20 protein-coding genes and 1 tRNA gene are annotated in these 16127 nt (G+C 71.7%); 4 read left to right on the top strand and 17 right to left on the bottom strand.

Annotated features, from left to right (window positions below; genetic code table 11):
- Nucleotides 1-89: 89 nt before the first annotated feature.
- Nucleotides 90-2990 (top strand): EAL domain-containing protein, encoded by a 2901-nt coding sequence (locus tag ACLV7J_RS11860; protein WP_411869302.1) that lies wholly within the window; start codon nucleotides 90-92, stop codon nucleotides 2988-2990.
- On the opposite strand, the gene ACLV7J_RS11865 is transcribed toward ACLV7J_RS11860, so the two are convergent.
- The 3 genes from ACLV7J_RS11865 to ACLV7J_RS11875 form a co-directional block, all read right to left on the bottom strand.
- Nucleotides 2987-3487: a PilZ domain-containing protein gene (locus tag ACLV7J_RS11865; protein WP_411869303.1), complete on the bottom strand. Its 501-nt coding sequence runs from the start codon at nucleotides 3485-3487 to the stop codon at nucleotides 2987-2989. The two genes, ACLV7J_RS11860 and ACLV7J_RS11865, sit on opposite strands and share 4 nt — an antisense overlap.
- Nucleotides 3488-3661: 174 nt before the next feature.
- Entirely contained in the window at nucleotides 3662-4153 is a 492-nt protein-coding gene (locus tag ACLV7J_RS11870) for a photosystem I reaction center subunit XI (protein ID WP_411869304.1), read from the bottom strand.
- A gap of 43 nt (nucleotides 4154-4196) precedes the next feature.
- Nucleotides 4197-4313 carry a photosystem I reaction center subunit VIII gene (locus ACLV7J_RS11875; RefSeq protein ID WP_255126206.1) on the bottom strand — a complete coding sequence of 39 codons (117 nt, stop codon included), beginning with the start codon at nucleotides 4311-4313 and terminating at the stop codon, nucleotides 4197-4199.
- Nucleotides 4314-4479: 166 nt separating this feature from the next.
- Between ACLV7J_RS11875 and ACLV7J_RS11880 the strand changes: the two genes are divergently transcribed.
- Nucleotides 4480-5070, top strand: a complete 591-nt coding sequence (locus ACLV7J_RS11880; RefSeq protein ID WP_411869305.1) for a hypothetical protein — start codon at nucleotides 4480-4482, stop codon at nucleotides 5068-5070.
- Here ACLV7J_RS11880 and ACLV7J_RS11885 read toward each other — a convergent pair.
- On the bottom strand, nucleotides 5028-6035 hold the full coding sequence (locus ACLV7J_RS11885; protein ID WP_411869306.1) for a glycosyltransferase family 2 protein: 1008 nt from the start codon (nucleotides 6033-6035) through the stop codon (nucleotides 5028-5030). The genes ACLV7J_RS11880 and ACLV7J_RS11885 overlap by 43 nt on opposite strands.
- Nucleotides 6036-6071: 36 nt before the next feature.
- Nucleotides 6072-6848, bottom strand: coding sequence for a C40 family peptidase (locus tag ACLV7J_RS11890; protein WP_411869307.1), 777 nt, complete (start codon nucleotides 6846-6848; stop codon nucleotides 6072-6074).
- Between the two features lie 17 nt (nucleotides 6849-6865).
- On the opposite strand from ACLV7J_RS11890, the gene ACLV7J_RS11895 reads away from it, so the two are divergent.
- On the top strand, nucleotides 6866-7873 hold the full coding sequence (locus ACLV7J_RS11895) for a serine hydrolase (RefSeq protein ID WP_411869308.1): 1008 nt from the start codon (nucleotides 6866-6868) through the stop codon (nucleotides 7871-7873).
- Between the two features lie 22 nt (nucleotides 7874-7895).
- Here ACLV7J_RS11895 and ACLV7J_RS11900 read toward each other — a convergent pair.
- A tRNA-Ser gene (locus tag ACLV7J_RS11900) sits at nucleotides 7896-7984 on the bottom strand.
- Nucleotides 7985-8002: 18 nt separating this feature from the next.
- A complete protein-coding gene (gene alr / locus ACLV7J_RS11905) occupies nucleotides 8003-9238 on the bottom strand; it encodes an alanine racemase (protein WP_411869309.1) in 1236 nt (411 codons plus the stop codon).
- Nucleotides 9239-9321: 83 nt separating this feature from the next.
- Here alr and ACLV7J_RS11910 point away from each other — a divergent pair, with 83 nt between their 5' ends.
- Nucleotides 9322-9825 (top strand): HNH endonuclease, encoded by a 504-nt coding sequence (locus tag ACLV7J_RS11910; protein ID WP_411869310.1) that lies wholly within the window; start codon nucleotides 9322-9324, stop codon nucleotides 9823-9825.
- Nucleotides 9826-9855: 30 nt separating this feature from the next.
- Here ACLV7J_RS11910 and prfA read toward each other — a convergent pair whose 3' ends face one another.
- From prfA to rpmJ, 10 genes are all read right to left on the bottom strand, one after another.
- Nucleotides 9856-10962: a peptide chain release factor 1 gene (gene prfA / locus ACLV7J_RS11915; protein WP_411869311.1), complete on the bottom strand. Its 1107-nt coding sequence runs from the start codon at nucleotides 10960-10962 to the stop codon at nucleotides 9856-9858.
- Nucleotides 10963-11043: 81 nt separating this feature from the next.
- Nucleotides 11044-11319, bottom strand: coding sequence for a 50S ribosomal protein L31 (gene rpmE / locus ACLV7J_RS11920; RefSeq protein ID WP_411869312.1), 276 nt, complete (start codon nucleotides 11317-11319; stop codon nucleotides 11044-11046).
- A gap of 47 nt (nucleotides 11320-11366) precedes the next feature.
- A complete protein-coding gene (gene rpsI, locus ACLV7J_RS11925) occupies nucleotides 11367-11768 on the bottom strand; it encodes a 30S ribosomal protein S9 (RefSeq protein WP_255126220.1) in 402 nt (133 codons plus the stop codon).
- On the bottom strand, nucleotides 11765-12217 hold the full coding sequence (gene rplM / locus ACLV7J_RS11930) for a 50S ribosomal protein L13 (RefSeq protein WP_094589754.1): 453 nt from the start codon (nucleotides 12215-12217) through the stop codon (nucleotides 11765-11767). Before rplM ends, rpsI begins: the two co-directional genes overlap by 4 nt.
- 285 nt (nucleotides 12218-12502) lie before the next feature.
- The gene (gene truA, locus ACLV7J_RS11935; RefSeq protein ID WP_411869313.1) at nucleotides 12503-13396 is read right to left on the bottom strand and encodes a tRNA pseudouridine(38-40) synthase TruA; all 894 of its coding nucleotides are present in this window, start codon (nucleotides 13394-13396) and stop codon (nucleotides 12503-12505) included.
- 134 nt (nucleotides 13397-13530) lie between these two features.
- A complete protein-coding gene (gene rplQ, locus ACLV7J_RS11940; RefSeq protein WP_094589750.1) occupies nucleotides 13531-13881 on the bottom strand; it encodes a 50S ribosomal protein L17 in 351 nt (116 codons plus the stop codon).
- 52 nt (nucleotides 13882-13933) lie between these two features.
- A complete protein-coding gene (locus tag ACLV7J_RS11945) occupies nucleotides 13934-14872 on the bottom strand; it encodes a DNA-directed RNA polymerase subunit alpha (RefSeq protein WP_411869314.1) in 939 nt (312 codons plus the stop codon).
- A 76-nt stretch (nucleotides 14873-14948) separates the two neighbouring features.
- Nucleotides 14949-15341, bottom strand: coding sequence for a 30S ribosomal protein S11 (gene rpsK / locus ACLV7J_RS11950; RefSeq protein ID WP_255126224.1), 393 nt, complete (start codon nucleotides 15339-15341; stop codon nucleotides 14949-14951).
- A gap of 117 nt (nucleotides 15342-15458) precedes the next feature.
- Complete coding sequence (rpsM, locus tag ACLV7J_RS11955; RefSeq protein ID WP_255126225.1) at nucleotides 15459-15824, bottom strand: 30S ribosomal protein S13; 366 nt, start codon at nucleotides 15822-15824, stop codon at nucleotides 15459-15461.
- A 155-nt stretch (nucleotides 15825-15979) separates the two neighbouring features.
- Nucleotides 15980-16093 (bottom strand): 50S ribosomal protein L36, encoded by a 114-nt coding sequence (gene rpmJ, locus ACLV7J_RS11960; protein WP_006173336.1) that lies wholly within the window; start codon nucleotides 16091-16093, stop codon nucleotides 15980-15982.
- Nucleotides 16094-16127 lie beyond the last annotated feature (34 nt).

Consider the following 16127-nt stretch of genomic DNA (forward strand, 5'->3'; position numbering starts at 1 on the left):
AGGCCAGCGGCAGCCCCGCCGCGGGGGCTGAGATGGGGCCAGCAGCACGGGCTCCCGGGCGACCACCTCCCCGCCGGCGTGCGGCAGGAGTGCCACGGCTGCTGCTGCTCGGATTCCTGGCCCTGGCCGGCGGGGAGGTGGGCCGGAAGGTCCTGCCCGGCCCAGGCCTGGCCGCCGAGGCCGTTCCCGCCCAGTCCCTGCCCAGCCAGCGCCGCGATCCAGCCGGCGCGCTCCCCCTGAGCGTCGGCCTGGCGCTGCTCGCTGCCGGCCTGCTCGGCTGGAACGTGCAGCTGCGGCGCCGCCTGCACCGACGCGACCAGGCGCTGCAGCGCAGCGAAGCGCAGGCCCTCGCCACCCTGCAGGCCATCCCCGACCTGCTGTTCGAGATGGATCGCCAGGGGCGCTACCTGGCCGTGCAGGCCCAGGACCCCGAGCAACTGGTGGCCCAGCGGGAGCTGCTGCTCGGCCGCAGCGTGCACGAGGTGATGCCGCCCGCCGCCGCCGCCACCTGCCTGGAGGCCCTGGCCGAGGCCGATCGGCGGGGCAGCGCCAGGGGCCACCAGATCCTGTTGCCGCTGCCGGAGGGGGAGCGCTGGTTTGAAGTGTCCGTGGCCAGAAAGCCCGGCGGTCCCGGCACTCCAGACACCTATGTGGTGCTCTCCCGCGACATTCACGAGCGCAAGATCGCCCTGGAGGAACTGCAGCGCCAGATCCGCTTCTACGCCATCCTCAGCCGCTGCAACGACGCCATCCTCGCCAGCCGCAGCGAGGCCGAGCTGATGCAGCGCATCTGCGACGAGGCGATCAGCAGCGGGGTGCTGCGCATGGCCTGGATCGGCCTGGTGGATCCGGCCAGCGGGCAGGTGAAACCCCAGGCCTGGGCCGGCGTGGGCACCGACTATCTCACCGACATCCAGATCTCGATCGCGGCCGACAGCCCCTACGGCCAGGGTCCCACCGGCCTCTCGATCCGTGAGGACCGGCCCTTCTGGTGCCAGGACTACCAGCACGATCCGGCCACCGCCCCCTGGCATGGCCGGGGTGAGCAGTTCGGCTGGAAGGCCTCGGCCTCCCTGCCACTGCACCGGGGGGGAACCGGCATCGGAGCCCTCACCCTCTATGCGTCGGAGGCCAACGCCTTCACCGCCAGCGTGCAGCGGCTGCTGCTCGACATGGCCACGGACCTGGAACTGGCCCTGGATCGCTTCGCCTTCGAGGCCGAACAGGAGCAGCTGCGCGCGGCGGTGCTGCAGAGCGAGCGCCAGTACCGGGAACTCACCGAAACCATCAACGACGTGGTCTGGCGGATCGAGGCGCCGAGCCTGAGGCCGCTCTACTTCAGCCCCTCGGTGCAGCAGCTCTGGGGCTATGGGCCCGAGGCGGTGCTGCGGGAGCTGCCGCTGCGGGCCTACGGCCCCCGGTTCCGGCTCTGGCGGCAGCAGCGCCAGCTCGACTACCGCCGCTGGCAGGAGCGGGGCCGCGGAGCCAGCCCGATCAGCCTGCCGCTCGAGGAGATGCAGCTGCGCCGCCGCGATGGCCGCACCGTGTGGGTGGAGAGCTCGATCAGCCTGGTGCCGCAGGGCTCCAGCGGCCGGCCGGAATTCCACGGCGTCTCCCGCGACATCACCTCCCGCAAACAGGCGGAACGGGAAGTGGAGCGCCTCGCCCACTTCGACCAGCTCACGGGCCTGGCCAACCGCGACCTGCTCAACCAGGAGTTCCAGTTCGTGCTCAACAGCTGCCTGCGGGAGCAGGAGCCGGTGGCGGTGATGCTGCTCAACCTGGATCACTTCCAGGTGATCAACGACTCCCTGGGCAGCGAGGCCGGCGACCGGCTGCTGGTGGAGACGGCCCAGCGGCTGCGCCGCAGCCTGCGCAACTCCGATGTGATCGCCCGGGTGGGGGGCGATGAATTCCTGATCGTGCTGCCGAAGCTCAAGGCGCGCGACGCGGCGATCCTGGCCACCACGCTGCAGGGCGCCGTGGCCGAGGCCTGGCACGACGACGGCCATGAGGTGGTCGTGACCGCCTCGGTGGGGATCGCCATGGCCCCGGACGACGGCCGCGACCGCGACCTGCTGGCCCGCAAGGCGAGCCTGGCCCTCCACGACGTGAAGCAGGGGCAGCCCAACGGCTACCGCTTCTTCACCGACGAGCTGCAGGCCCGCACGGCCCGCACCATGCAGCTCTCCAACGCCCTGCGCTTCGCCCTGGAGCGCGGCGAATTCCGGGTGGTGTACCAACCCCAGGTCGACACCGCCACGGGGGTGGTGCTCGGGGCGGAGGCCCTGCTGCGCTGGCAGCATCCGGAGCTGGGCCCGATCTCGCCGGCGGAGTTCATCCCCGTGGCGGAGCGCAACGGGCTGATCCTGCCGATCGGCCGCTGGGTGCTGGAGGAGGCGATCCACCAGCTGCAGCAGTGGATCGACGCGGGCCAGGCGCCGCCCCGCATCGCCGTGAATCTCTCGGCGCTGCAGTTCCGCCAGGCAGATCTGGCCGAGCAGACCGTCGCCCTGCTGGCCGGGGCCGGCGTGCCCGCCGATCTGCTGGAGCTCGAACTCACCGAGACGGCCACGATGGAAAACCCGGCAGGCGCCCGGCGCACCATCCACCAGCTCGACCAGCTCGGCATCCGCTTCGCCATCGACGACTTCGGCACGGGGTATTCCTCGCTGAGCAACCTGCGCCAGCTCAAGGTCTACAAGCTCAAGATCGACGCCTCCTTCATCCGCGACCTGAACGTGAACGCCGATGCCCGCGCCATCGTGACGGGGATCGTCAACATGGCGCGGGGCATGGGCATCCGCACCCTGGCCGAGGGGGTGGAATGCCTCACGGAGCGGCGTTTCCTGGAGCGGCAGGGCTGCGATGAGATCCAGGGCTATCTGTTCGCCAAGCCCCTGTCCCCCGAGGCGTTCATCGCCTACGTCGCGCGCACGCGAGACGATGCCGCGGCGGCGGGGCAACGGCAGCAGGCGCCCACGGCCTAGGCCCCGGGCCCCTCGTCGCTCCAGTGGTTGTCGAGGTAGGCGTCGAGGAAGGTGGCCGCGGGCAGCTGGGCGCTGCCGCTGAAGCAGAGGCCGAGGAAGGCATCGTGGCTCTTGCTGCCCAGCCAGCGGATCTCCACCGCCAGACTCACGCTCTCGGGGCCCACCGGGTCGTAGAGCAACACCTGGCCGCAGGCACCGCAGCTGGCCGAGAGGTGCCCCTGCACCGCCAGGCAGAGGCCGCCCTCACTGAGGTCCCAGAGGCTGCCGCACAACTCCTGGCCATCCTCGAGCACCAGCACACCGCGCACCGCAGCGGCTCCGATCGGGGCCAGCCGCCGCCGGTGGGCACGCCGGTTCGGCTCGCTGCGGCGGGAGGAACCGTCCCGCTGCGAGGGCCCCTCCAGCAGGGTCTGGTCCTCGCAGGACTGCTGCCGCTGCCGCCGCTCGCCGCCGCGGCGCCGCTCGCCGAGCAGGTCCCTCAGCAGCCGGCGAGTCATCGCAGCGCACACAAGCTCCGCCCGCTGTAGCGCAGCTGGCACGGCTGCGCAGCCCCGCCGGGGCACCGCGACACAGAGTGCAAGGGGGATGCCGGGGCCACGGCCATGAAAAAACCCCGCCGCAGCGGGGTTCTCAACATGGGCTCGGGGTCAGGGAAGGCCTGCAGGCTGGACTCAGCCCACGCTCCAGACGCCACCGGCGATCTTCACCAGGGGAGCCACCACCGAGGTGCCGGCCAGGAACCAGGCGAAGGCGGCGCCGCCGGTGCCACCCAGCCAGAAGCCGCTGGCGAACTCGGCCCAGCCGGCCTTGGTGAACAGGTCGGCCGGGGGGTTGTCGATGGTGGCGTCAGCGGGCTGGACGCTGGGGCCGGTGCCGGCGGTGCCGTAGAGGGACAGCGCCACGGTGAGGATCGACACCAGGCCGATGGCGGCGAGCAGGCCGGCGGTGCTGGCGTAGTCGGTGTTGCGGAGGGGGCCGGTGATGGCGAAGGGCCCGTAGATGAAGAAGCCGTGGGCGGCACCGATCTCCAGGCCGCGGCGGTTGGGCGACAGGCTGGGGCGGTAGGCCGGCAGGGCGTTCAGGAACGCCTTGGAGAAGTAGCTGCTGTTGACGGGGGTGGCCAGATTGCCGACGGTCGGGTCGGCGACGGGGGTCACGGTCATCGGTGGAGGAAAGTCGGTTGGCTGGGGCTGGACGCGCGGCGGATCAGTCGCGGGCTTCAACCACGTTGAACAGCAGGGCCATGGCCACCGCGGGGCCGAGCAACCCAACGAGGGGCACGAACACCGAGGGCAACCAGGCGGCGGCGAAATCTCCGGTCATCAGCGTGGGCCAATACAGCTACCGTCGGCACTGTACGGATCACCTCCAGAGCTGCTCTTGGGCGGCTTGGGTGGCGACATAAAAGTTCAATCCGCGATCCGGCCGCGGGCCAATCCGCGCTCCCACCGCATCCCATTCACCCCATCCCCGCGTCCCGGTATTCGCCATGTCCCAGGCCCTCGGTGGCGCCGTCGTCTCCGCTGTGCTGGTGGCCGCCTGGCTGCTGGGCCGGCGCCGGCCGGCACTGATCCACTCCACCGACGCCGCGGCCGTGGCCGCCCTGAACCGCACCCAGATGGCCCTGGTCGCGGGGGGCGGCAGCGGGGCGGCCAGCGCCGACGCCGGGGCTGACGCCGGCGGCGCGGCCGCAGCGGGTCCGGCCGCGCCGAAGGACGGCCCTTCGGGTCCAGAGCTCGCCCTGGCCTGGCCCCTGGATCGGCCGAGCCTGCAGCAGCTGGGCGCGGAGCAGCTGCACCTGCAGCCCCCCCACGACGCCCGCAGCCGCGCCGCCCTGCTGCACCAGCTCCAGGCCGACTACGCCGCCGCGGGCGTGGCCCGCCGCCGCGCCCTGGCCCGCTGCGTCGCCTGGGGCGATCGGGCCACCCTGCCGCTGGTGCAGCGGGGCCTGCGGGATGCCGATCCGGTGGTGGCGGGGCTGGCGGCCCGGGCCATGGAGGCCTTCCGCGGCCGCAGCCAGGCGCCGGCGGCGGGTGCTCAGCCGCCGAGGCTGCCCCGCAACGTCTCGCGCACCCTGTAGATCGGCCGGCCCTGGCTCTCGTGGTAGGTGCGCATCTGCAGCTCCGCCAGCAGACCGAAGCAGAACAGCTGCACCCCGGCGATCAGGGCCAGCACCGCCACCATCAACAGGGGGCGGTTGCCGATGTCGGCGTCGGCGAACAGCTTCTCGGCCACGAGGTAGAGGCTGAGCACCAGCCCGAAGGCGATCGACGCCAGCCCCCAGAAGCCGAAGACGTGCATCGGCCGGGTCAGGAAGCGCTTCATGAACCACACCGTGAGCAGGTCCATCAGCACCCGGAAGGTGCGATCGAGGCCGTACTTGCTCTGGCCGAACTGGCGGGCGTTGTGGTTCACCTTCACCTCGCTGATCCGCGCCCCCTCGATGAAGGCCAGGGCCGGCAGGAAGCGGTGCAGCTCGCCGTAGAGGTTCATGTCCTCCACCAGCTCGCGGCGGTAGGCCTTGAGCGAGCAGCCGTAGTCGTGCAGGCGCACGCCGGTGACGCGGGCGATCAGGCGGTTGGCGACCTTGGAGGGCAGAAGGCGGCTCACGGCGTTGTCCTGGCGCTGGTGGCGCCAGCCGCTCACCAGGTCGAAGCCCCGCTCCAGTTCGGCCAGCAGCATCGGGATGTCGGCCGGATCGTTCTGCAGGTCGCCGTCGAGGGTCACGATCACGGCGCCGCGGCTGGCGTCGAAGCCAGCCGCCATGGCCGGGGTCTGGCCGTAGTTGCGGCGCAGCAGCACCGCCACCAGCTCGGGGGTGGCCGGCGCCAGCTGCTTCAGCACCGCGGCCGTGCCGTCGCTGGAGCCGTCGTCGACGAGCACCAGCTCGTAGCTGCGGCCCAGGGGCCGCAGGGCCGCCAGCAGCTTCTCCACCAGCAGCGGCAGGCTCTCGGCCTCGTTGTAGAGGGGCACCACCACCGAGAGCTCCGGCGCGGTGTCGGCCAGGGTGGCGGGGCTGGGCGGGTGCGGGGGAGGCTCAGTCATCGGGGGCGGCCGGATCGGAGCCACTGCCGCAGCAACTTAGGGAAGGGGGGTGCCGTCATGGCAACGGACCACCCGCCCGGCGCCCCGCAGCTCCTGCCGGTAGTGCACCGACACCGGATCGGTCACCTGGGGATCGAGGCTGTCGACGCCCAGGCCGTCACGCCCGTGCTCGCGGCCGGAGCTGTGCAGATAGCGGCCCTGGCCCAGGTAGAGGCCCACATGGCTGCAGCGCTGGGGCTTGCCGAAGAAGATCAGGTCGCCGGGCCGCAGCAGGGCGTAGTGGCCGGGCCGCACCGCCACGGGCTGGCAGAAGCGCTCCTGCTGGTAGGCATCGCGGGGGATCCACACACCGGCGGCCGCGTAGGCCGTCTGGAGCAGGCCGGAGCAGTCGAAGTCGGGCCCGAGGCTGCCGCCCCAGAGGTAGCGGTTGGGCCGCTGCCGGGCCGCCGCGGCGAAGGCCAGCACCCGGGGCAGCCGCGCGGTGATGGCGGGCGCCGCCAGCAGGCGGGGGCGGTGGGGGCCGGTGGCAAAGGCGATGCCGAGCAGCTCCTCGGGCCCCAGCCAGCCGGGATAGCCGTCCTCCAGCAGGCGCACCCGCAGGCGGCCCGGGGCCAGGGAGCCGCCGGAGCCCCCGGGGGCCTCCAGCACCTGCAGGCTGCGCCCCGCCGCGGCCTGGGTGGCCAGCCCTGGGCCCCGGGGACTGCTGCGCAGGTCCACCGGAGCGACCAGGCGCCAGCGGCTGCCGGGGCGCAGCAGCTCGGGGGCGGCCGGCTGGCCGAGCTCAGCCAGGGCCGGGTTGCCTAATCTCGCCATTGCCAGCAGGGGCCGCGATGGGGTTCTACAGCCCGGATGGGGCCATGCAGCGGATCCTCGCCGATCAGATCGGCGCCCTCGAGGCCCAGGGCCGCCCGGGCCTGGGCCGGCAGCTCTCGGTGACCTGGCTGCGCTACGACGGCTCCCTGCGTCAGAGCGCCGCCGGCGCCAGCAGCGGTTTCGATGCCGCTGGCTTCTGGCGGCGGCCCGTGGCCGGGGCCGCCTGGAACGGCGATCGGCCCCGCTATCCCGCCAGCGTGGTGAAGCTGCTATACCTGGTGGCCGCGGAGGCCTGGCTGCAGCGCCAGCTGATCGAGGAGGGCCCGGAGCTGCGCCGCGCCCTGGCCGACATGATCCGCGACTCCAGCAACGACGCCACCGGCCTGGTGGTGGACCTGCTCAGCGGCACCAGCAGCGGCCCGGAGCTGCCGCCCGCCGCCTTCGCCCAGTGGAGTGCGCAGCGCCAGCTGATGAACCGGTGGTTCGAGGGTCTGGGCTGGCCCGAGTGGGACGGCTGCAACGCCTGCCAGAAGACCTGGGGCGACGGCCCCTACGGCCGCGAGCGCCAGTCCTATGGGGAGGAACTGCAGAACCGCAACCGCCTCAGCACCGACCTCACCGCCCGGGTGCTGCACGGGGTGATGGCGGGGGCGCTGGTATCGCCGCCGGCCTGCGTCCGCATGCAGGAGCTGCTGGCCCGCTCCCTGGATCCGGAGGAGCGGGCCGCCGATCCCGAGAACCAGGTGGATGGCTTCATCGGCGGCGGCCTGCCGCTGGAGGCGCGGCTGTGGAGCAAGGCCGGCTGGATGACCCAGGCCCACCACGACGCCGCCTACGTGGAACTGGCGGGCCATCGGCCCTTCCTGCTGGTGATCTTCAGCGAGGGCGCCGAGCGCGCCCAGGACGAGACCCTGTTGCCGGACCTGACCCGGGCCCTGGCCGCCACCTGCCGGCTTGAGGCCCCTGCGGTGGAGCCCTACGGACCAGCGGGCGAGGCTGGCGCGCCGGCTCCGGCGGGGGAATGAAGCCCTGAGTTCAGGGCTGGAACGGAGAGGGAGGGATTCGAACCCTCGACAGAAGTTGCCTCCTGTAACTCCTTAGCAGGGAGCCGCTTTCAACCACTCAGCCACCTCTCCAGCGGCCCGCAAAGCCTATCAGCCCTCGGCCCCGTCCACCGCCAGGCGCGGCAGCCGGTGCTTGAAGCCGCAGAGGATCTCCCAGGGAATGGTGCCGCAGGTCTCGCTCCAGACCTCGGGGCCGATGGCGTCCGCCCCCTCCTCCCCCAGCAGCGTCACGACGCCGCCCACATCCAGCTCCGGCACGTCGGTGGCATCGAGCACCAGCTGGTCCATGGTGATCGCCCCCACCTGGCGCAGCCGCCGCCCGCCGAACAGCACCTCCAGCCGGTCGGAGAGCAGGCGCGGCACGCCGTCGGCGTAGCCGATGCCCACCACCGCCAGGCGGCTGGGCCGGCGGGTAATGAAGCGATGGCCATAGCTGACCCCCACCCCGGCGGGCACCTCGCGGATCAGGCTCACCCGCGCCCTCACCCGCATTGCCGGCTGCAGGGGCAGGGCGCCGCCCAGGTGGGCGCCGGGGCGGTGGCCGTAGAGGGCCAGGCCCACCCGCACCAGATCAAAGTGGAGGGCGGGGCTGCGCAGGGTGCCCGCCGAGTTGGCCAGGTGGCGCGCTCCGGGGGCCAGGCCCCGGTCCGCCAGGGCCCGGAGCACCTCCTCATAGCGCTGCTGCTGCAGGCGGGTGAGGCCATCGTCGCCCTCCGGGGCATCGGCGGCGGCCAGGTGGGAGTAGGTGCCGGCCAGCTGCACCGCGTCGAGGCCGGCGATGGCCTCCACCAGGCGGGGCCCCTGCTGCCAGTCCGCACCGAGCCGGGCCATGCCGGTGTCGAGCTTGAGGTGGACGGCCATGGCGCGGCCGCTGCCGGCGGCGATGTTCTGGCAGAGCAGGGCCTCGCGCATGCCGCTGAGGGTGGGCATCAGCTGCCCGTGCAGGCAGGCCCGCAGCTCCTCGGGCTGGGTGAGGTTGCCGAGCACCAGCACGGGTGCCTCGATGCCGGCCTGGCGCAGCTCCAGGCCCTCCTGAAGGGTGGCCACCCCGAAGCAGCGGGCCCCGCCGGCCAGGGCGGCGCGGGCGACGGGCAGGGCCCCATGGCCGTAGCCGTCGGCCTTGACCACCGCCATCAGCTCCGTGCCCGGCGCCAGGGTGGCCCGCAGGGCGCGGGCATTGGCCGTGATCGCCGCCTCGTCCACCTCCACCCAGGCGCGCTGGCGGGGATGGGCCCAGAGGTCGGGCAAGCGGCCGGGAAGGCGCGGCGCGGCCGGGGTGAGCGAGCCGGCGGCGGCGGATGGGGGCGTGGGGAAGGGTTCGGACATCCGGGCAGGCAGCGCAGGCAGGCCGTCAGGGGCGGACGCGCCGGCTCCACCCCGATAGCATGCCGTGGAACCAGGGGGCTGGCATGGGCCACGTTCTCGTTCTGAATGCGTCCTACGAGCCGCTGAACATCACCACCTGGCGCCGCGCCACGGTGATGCTGCTCAAGGGCAAGGCCGAGGGGCTGGAACACCACCCCAGCCGCAGCCTGCGGCCCGGCCTGCGCCAGCCCACGGTGATCCGGCTGCGCCAGTTCGTGCGGGTGCCCTACCGGCCGCTGCCGCTCACCCGCCGCAACGTGTTCCACCGCGACGGCCACCGCTGCCAGTACTGCGGCCGCAGCGGCGAGCCCCTGTCGATCGACCACGTGATCCCCCGCAGCCGCGGCGGCCAGGACGTGTGGGAGAACGTGACCACGGCCTGCCTGCGCTGCAATGTGCACAAGGGCAGCCGCACGCCGCGGGAGGCCGGCATGGTGCTGGCCTGCACCCCGCACCGCCCCAGCAGCAGCCTGGTGTTCGAGGCCACCCGCCAGATGGAGGCGGGCCAGCACGGCGACTGGGAGAAGTACATGCTGGGGGCGGCCTGAGGCGCCCAGCCGCCCCCGCCTCAGGCCCGCTCAGCCGCCGGCGCCGGCGGCCTGTTCGGCCAGCTCCTCCAGCTGGCGTTGCTGGTCCGCCGCCACGCAGGCGCCGATCAGCTCGGCAAGCTGGCCCTGCAGCACCGGCTCGAGCGAGAAGTTGCGGCCCAGCCGGTGGTCAGTGGTGCGGTTGTCCTTGACGTTGTAGGTGCGGATCTTCTCGCTGCGGTCGCCGCTGCCCACCTGGGCCAGGCGGGCCGAGCGCTGCTGGGCGTTGGCCGCCGCCAGCTCCCGCTCGTAGAGCTTGGCCCGCAGGATCTCCATCGCCCGCTCCCGGTTCTGCAGCTGGGAGCGCTCCTGGGTGCAGAAGACGCGGATGCCGGTGGGCTTGTGCAACAGGTCCACCGCCGTCTCCACCTTGTTGACGTTCTGGCCGCCGGCGCCGCCGGAGCGGGCGGTGCTGATCTCCAGGTCGGTGGGGTCGATCTGCACCTCCACCGGATCGGCCTCCGGCATCACCGCCACCGTGGCGGTGGAGGTGTGCACCCGGCCCTGGGATTCGGTGACCGGCACCCGCTGCACCCGGTGCACGCCCGCCTCGTACTTCAGCTGGCTGTAGACGCCCTCCCCCCGGATGGCCAGGATCAGCTCCTTGTAGCCGCCCAGCTCGGCCTCCGAGGCGCTGACGGGCTGCACGTTCCAGCCCACGCTCTGGGCATAGCGCTCGTACATGCGGGCCAGGTCCCCGGCCCAGAGGGCGGCCTCATCGCCGCCGGCGCCGGCGCGGATCTCCAGCATCACGCTGCGCTCGTCGCGGGGATCGCGGGGCAGCAGGGCCAGGGTGAGCTGCTCGGTGAGGGCGGCGCTGCGTTCGGCCAGCTCGGCCAGCTCGGCCTGGGCCAGGGCCTCCATCTCCAGCTCGCCGCGGTGGTCCCGGAGCAACTGGCGCACCTCCAGCTCCTGGCGCTGCAGCTCCTGGAGGTCGCGGTAGCCAAGTACCAGGGGCTCGAGCCGGGAGCGCTCCCGGGCCAGGGGCTCCAGCTGGGCCGGATCGGCCGCCACGGCGGGATCGGCCAGCTGGCGCTCCAGGGTCTCGAAGGTGCGGCAAGCGGTATCCAGCCGGTCGCGCAGGAACGTGGCATCCATGGCGGAGTGGCGGGTGACAGCAAAAAGCCGGATGCCCGTGAGCACCCGGCCGAAGGGCTGGAAAACAGCTGCAGAAGGGGATCAGGCCTCGGCCTTGGCCGCGTCCTGCTTGGCTTCGGGCTTGGCCTCGGCCGCCTTGGCATCGCTGGCGCCGGCCATGCCGTACTTGCGCATGAAGCGGTCCACCCGACCCTCGGTGTCCAGGATCTTCTGGGTACCGGTATAGAAGGGGTGGTTGCCGCTCCACACGTCGACGTGCAGCTCGGGGCTGGTGGAGCCGGTGGTCATCACCACCTCTCCGTTGCAGATCACCTTGGCATCGGGATACCAGGTGGGATGGATGTCGGCCTTCGGCATGGCGGGGTACGGCTGAATATGGAGCTGATAACGGAGAAGACCGGCAATCAGCGCTTGGAGAACTGGGGAGCCTTGCGGGCTTTCTTCAGGCCGTACTTGCGACGCTCCTTGGCGCGCGGGTCACGGCTGAGGTGCCCTTCGGTCTTGAGTGGCTTGCGGTTCTCAGGCGAGAGGTCGCACAGGGCCCGGGCGGCGCCCTGCTTGATGGCATCGGCCTGGCCGGTGAGGCCGCCGCCGCGCACGTTCACCAGCAGGTCGTACTCGGCCTCGAGACCCAGGGTCTGCAGGGGGGCTTTGACGGCCGCCAGGTAGACGGGGTTGTAGTTGAGGTAGTTGTCACCGGGGCGACCGTTGATGGTCACGGTGCCGGTGCCGGGAACAACGCGGACACGGGCGACGGCGGTCTTGCGGCGGCCGGTTCCCCAGTAGACGACTTTGTTGGTGCTCATTGGGCGGAGGCGGCGGGATCGAGGGCGAGAACCTGGGGCTGCTGGGCGGCGTGGGGATGCTCGGCGCCCTTGTAGACCTTGAGCTTGCGGAACAGCTGACGGCCGAGGGCGTTGTGGGGGAGCATGCCCTTGACGGCCTTCTCGATGATCCGCTCCGGCAGGCGGGCCTGCAGGTGGGCGAAGGTCTCGGTCTTCATGCCGCCGGGCCGGCCGGAGTGGCGGCGATACACCTTCTGGGTGTTCTTGTTGCCGCTCACCCGCACCTTGTCGGCGTTGATCACCACGACGAAGTCACCCGCGTCGATGTGGGGGGCGTAGTTGGGGTTGTTCTTGCCCCGCAGCACGGAGGCCACTTCACTGGCGAGGCGACCGAGGGTCTGATCCGCCGCATCCACCAGATACCACTGGCGGGAGGCGGGATCCTGAGGGGGAACGAGAGTCTTGTTCATCGCGCCGGCGGGCCGGATCGGGTAGCGCGCCGTGGCTGGACGGATCTGCGCTGGAAACCAGGCGGATCGGGGTCCCGGCCGACGGGGCTGGACAGGGGAACGGCAGGGGCACCCGATCGCTCGGGTGTCAGAAGCTCGTGAAACGACCTTACCTCTTCGGTGGCGAGCACCTGGAGAAGGGGCGACGAGGCCGGCCGGGATCGCGATCCTGGCCGGGTTCTGGGGAGAAACTGCCCGCAGCGGTCAGCAGGGGCAGGGTGCTCTGGCCTCCCGGCGCCGGAGCCTTCAGCCTTGCGGCTGGGGCGCTCCGGCGGCTGGAGGATCAGAGCACTCCAGCAAATACCGCGGTTGACCATCGTACCAGGCGGTTCGAGGGAACACCGCGCGGGGATAGCCCACCCGCAGCAGGCAGAGGCCCTGGGGCGGTGCCGCCTCCTTCACCTCCGAGCGGGCGCGGCTGCGCCAGCGCCGCTCGAAGTCCACCAGGGCCAGGCGCCCCTCCCCCAGGGCCACCAGCTGCCCCATCACCAGCCGCACCATCCCGTAGAGGAAGCCGCTGGCCTGGAGTTCCACCGTGATCAGATCGCCGCAGCGCTCCACGCTCACCTCCTGCAGGGTGGTGCGCGAGTGGGAGCGGCTGCTGCCGGCCCGCTCGAAGGCGGCGAAGTCGTGCTCGCCCAGCATCCCCTCCAGGGCCCGGCGCATCAGGCCCTCATCCAGGCGCACCTGGTAGCGGTGCCAGCTCCAGGGGGCCAGGAACAGGTTGGGCACCCGGGCGTTGTGGAGGGTGTAGCGGTAGCGGCGGTAGGTGGCCGAGAAGCAGGCATGCCAGTCGGAGGGCACAGCGGCGGCGGCCCGCACCCGGATGCTGGCGGGCAGGCGGCCGTTCAGGGCCGCCGCCCAGCGCTGGGCGGGGATCGGGCCGGCCGCCTCGAAGTGCACCACCTGGCCGGCGGCATGGACGCCGCTGTCGGTGCGGCCGGCCGCCACGGCCAGCACCGGCCGCTGCGGATCCAGCTGGGCGATCGCCGCCTCGAGGGTCTCCTGCACGCTGGGGTCGCGGGGCTGGCGCTGCCATCCGCAGTAGGCGGCGCCGTCGTACTGGAGGCAGAGGGCCACCCGGCGCAGGGGGCCACCCCCAGGAGCCGGAGCGGCCGAGGCGGGGTCCAGGGACGGCATGGACGGCGGGGCGAAGGGCCAGGGGCCGCGGGGCGGCCGGCGGCCAGGGGACACCCTGGCCATAAAAAAGCCGCGATGGGCCCAAGGGCCATCGCGGCAGGGAGCGGATGGGGCGCGGGCCTCGGCCCAGCGGCTCAGACCAGCTCGATGATCGCCATCTCGGCGTTGTCGCCGCGGCGGGGCACCGTGCGGATAATGCGGGTGTAGCCGCCGTTGCGGTCGCCGTAACGCTCCTGGGCCTTGTCGAACAGGGCGTGCACCAGTTGCTTGTCGTAGATGTAGCCGATGGCGCGGCGGCGGGCGGCGAGGCTGCCCTCCTTGGCCAGGGAGATCATGCGCTCGGCCTCGTCACGCAGGGCCTTGGCGCGGGCCTTGGTGGTGGTGACGCGACCCTCGCGGATCAGCTGGGTGGTCAGACCCCGCAGCAGGGCCTTGCGTTGGTCGGCGGGGCGTCCCAGCAGGGGGACTCGGCACTGGTGGCGCATGGGAGGAAAGCGGTGAAGCGGGTATGGGGATAACGCGTGGGACGACGCGGAATCAGGCGCTGGTGCGGCTCTGGGGCAGGGAGATGCCGATGCGCTCAAGGGCCTCGATCACCTCATCAGCTGATTTGGAGCCGAAGTTCTTGATCTCCAGCAGGTCCTCGTAGCTGAAGCCCATCAGGTCGGACACGGAGTTGACCTGGGCGCGCTTCAGGCAGTTGTAGGCGCGCACGGAGAGGTTCAGTTCCTCGAGAGGAATCTGGGCCTCGGCGGAGGGCTCGGGTTCCAGGCCGGGCTCATCGACCACGGTCAGGCTGGCCAGGGGCTGGAACAGGGCGATCAGCTGGTTGGCCGCCTGGGCCATGGCGTCGTCGGGGGTGACGGAGCCATCGGTCTGGATTTCCAGGCGCAGACGCTCCCGGGCGGAACCGCCCTCGCCCACGGCGGTCTCATCCACCGTGTAGTTGGCGCGGCGCACCGGCATGAACACGGCATCGATCTGCAGCAGGTCGATGGCGCTGCTGTCCTCGTGGCGGCGATCCACGGGGCGGTAGCCGACGCCCCGCTCCACGTGCACTTCCAGTTCCAGGCTGTGGCCCTCGGCCACGGTGGCGATCGGCCGCTCGGGGTCGATCACCTGCACCTGGGAGGAGAACTGCAGGTCGCTGGCGGTCACGGTGGCGGGGCCGTTGACCACCAGACGGCCGATCTCCAGCTCGCGGCTGCGGCTGTGGACGGTGACGTCCTTGCAGTTCAGCAGGATGTCGAGCACGTCTTCACGCACGCCCGGCACGGTGGCGTACTCGTGGTTCACACCGGCGATGCGAACGGCGGTGATGGCGCTGCCCTCCAGGGCTCCCATCAGCACGCGACGCAGGGAGTTGCCGAGGGTGATGGCCTGGCCCCTTTCCAGGGGCCCGATCACGAAGACGCCCGTCTGGGAGCGGTCGTCGGCGATCTGATGCTCGACCCGATCGATCTGGTACTGCAGCACGGTCTGAAGCTCGGAAAGTATGGATAGGGCCCGGCCGGGGGATGGGCCGCGGTGCGCTGGGCGCAAGGGCGTCGGATCAGACCCTGCGACGCTTGGCGCGGCGGCAGCCGTTGTGGGGCAGCGGGGTGACGTCGCGGATCAGGGTGATCTCCAGGCCAGCCACCTGCAGGGCACGGATGGCGGTCTCACGGCCGGAACCGGGACCACGCACCAGCACTTCGATCTGGCGCATGCCCTGCTCGAGGGCACGGCGGGCGGCCGCTTCGGCGGCGGTCTGGGCGGCGAAGGGGGTGCCCTTACGGGCGCCCTTGAAGCCGCTGGCACCGGCGGAGGACCAGGAGATCACCTCGCCGGCCGTGTCGGTGATCGACACGATCGTGTTGTTGAAGGTGCTCTGGATGTGCGCCACACCGTTGGGCACATTGCGCTTCGTCTTCTTGGCGCCGGATTTCTTGGCGGGCTTGGCCATGGAGTAAGCCCTGCGAAGGCAGGGAGGTGATCGGGGGACTGACAGGGGAATCGCCCTGGTGACGCCCGGTGCCCGGAAGGCACTGCGGCGGCAGGGCGAAGGTGATGCAAGAAGGGCTTACTTCTTCTTACCGGCCACGGTCTTACGGGCTCCGCGGCGGGTGCGGGCGTTGGTGCGGGTGCGCTGGCCGCGGACGGGCAGACCGGCGCGGTGGCGACGGCCGCGAACGCAGCCGATGTCCTGCAGGCGCTTGAGGGCCATGCCCTCCTGGCGGCGCAGGTCACCCTCGAGGGTGAAGGACTCGGCGGCGCCGCGCAGCTTCTGCACGTCGGCGTCGTCGAGGTCCTTGACGCGGGTGTCGGGGTTGACGCCGGTCTTGGCGAGGATCTTCTTGGCCCGGGTCAGGCCGATCCCATACACATAGGTGAGAGCAATCTCGATCCTCTTGTCACGAGGAATGTCGACACCGGCAATCCGAGCCACGTAAAAAACGATCGGGTGGGCAGAGGGGAGGCCAACGACAAGGTTGGGCTCAGGGGAGGCTCCCGATGGGGTCGGGGCCAGGGGAGACCGCGGAAGGGGCGGGTCTCAGGGGTGGCCCGGCAGTGCCGGACCGGCGGACAAGGCTCAGCCGGGGATCAACCCTGGCGCTGCTTGTGCTTGGGGTTGGTGCAGATGACCATCACCCGGCCGTGGCGGCGAATCACCCGGCACTTGTCGCACATTTTCTTGACCGAGGCGCGCACCTTCATGGGGGCGGTCTCTCCGAATTTCCAAACGACGACC

It is taken from the genome of Vulcanococcus limneticus LL, from assembly GCF_943369875.1.
Lineage (GTDB): Bacteria > Cyanobacteriota > Cyanobacteriia > PCC-6307 > Cyanobiaceae > Vulcanococcus > Vulcanococcus limneticus_A.

Excerpts from the sequence above, each read along its gene's own strand:
- ACLV7J_RS11865 (WP_411869303.1), bottom strand. The coding sequence starts at position 3,487 with ATGACTCGCCGGCTGCTGAGGGACCTGCTCGGCGAGCGGCGCCGCGGC.
- ACLV7J_RS11870 (WP_411869304.1), bottom strand. The coding sequence starts at position 4,153 with ATGACCGTGACCCCCGTCGCCGACCCGACCGTCGGCAATCTGGCCACC.
- ACLV7J_RS11875 (WP_255126206.1), bottom strand. The coding sequence starts at position 4,313 with ATGACCGGAGATTTCGCCGCCGCCTGGTTGCCCTCGGTGTTCGTGCCC.
- ACLV7J_RS11880 (WP_411869305.1), top strand. The coding sequence starts at position 4,480 with ATGTCCCAGGCCCTCGGTGGCGCCGTCGTCTCCGCTGTGCTGGTGGCC.
- ACLV7J_RS11885 (WP_411869306.1), bottom strand. The coding sequence starts at position 6,035 with ATGACTGAGCCTCCCCCGCACCCGCCCAGCCCCGCCACCCTGGCCGAC.
- ACLV7J_RS11890 (WP_411869307.1), bottom strand. The coding sequence starts at position 6,848 with ATGGCGAGATTAGGCAACCCGGCCCTGGCTGAGCTCGGCCAGCCGGCC.
- ACLV7J_RS11895 (WP_411869308.1), top strand. The coding sequence starts at position 6,866 with ATGGGGTTCTACAGCCCGGATGGGGCCATGCAGCGGATCCTCGCCGAT.
- alr (WP_411869309.1), bottom strand. The coding sequence starts at position 9,238 with ATGTCCGAACCCTTCCCCACGCCCCCATCCGCCGCCGCCGGCTCGCTC.
- ACLV7J_RS11910 (WP_411869310.1), top strand. The coding sequence starts at position 9,322 with ATGGGCCACGTTCTCGTTCTGAATGCGTCCTACGAGCCGCTGAACATC.
- prfA (WP_411869311.1), bottom strand. The coding sequence starts at position 10,962 with ATGGATGCCACGTTCCTGCGCGACCGGCTGGATACCGCTTGCCGCACC.
- rpmE (WP_411869312.1), bottom strand. The coding sequence starts at position 11,319 with ATGCCGAAGGCCGACATCCATCCCACCTGGTATCCCGATGCCAAGGTG.
- rpsI (WP_255126220.1), bottom strand. The coding sequence starts at position 11,768 with ATGAGCACCAACAAAGTCGTCTACTGGGGAACCGGCCGCCGCAAGACC.
- rplM (WP_094589754.1), bottom strand. The coding sequence starts at position 12,217 with ATGAACAAGACTCTCGTTCCCCCTCAGGATCCCGCCTCCCGCCAGTGG.
- truA (WP_411869313.1), bottom strand. The coding sequence starts at position 13,396 with ATGCCGTCCCTGGACCCCGCCTCGGCCGCTCCGGCTCCTGGGGGTGGC.
- rplQ (WP_094589750.1), bottom strand. The coding sequence starts at position 13,881 with ATGCGCCACCAGTGCCGAGTCCCCCTGCTGGGACGCCCCGCCGACCAA.
- rpsK (WP_255126224.1), bottom strand. The coding sequence starts at position 15,341 with ATGGCCAAGCCCGCCAAGAAATCCGGCGCCAAGAAGACGAAGCGCAAT.
- rpmJ (WP_006173336.1), bottom strand. The coding sequence starts at position 16,093 with ATGAAGGTGCGCGCCTCGGTCAAGAAAATGTGCGACAAGTGCCGGGTG.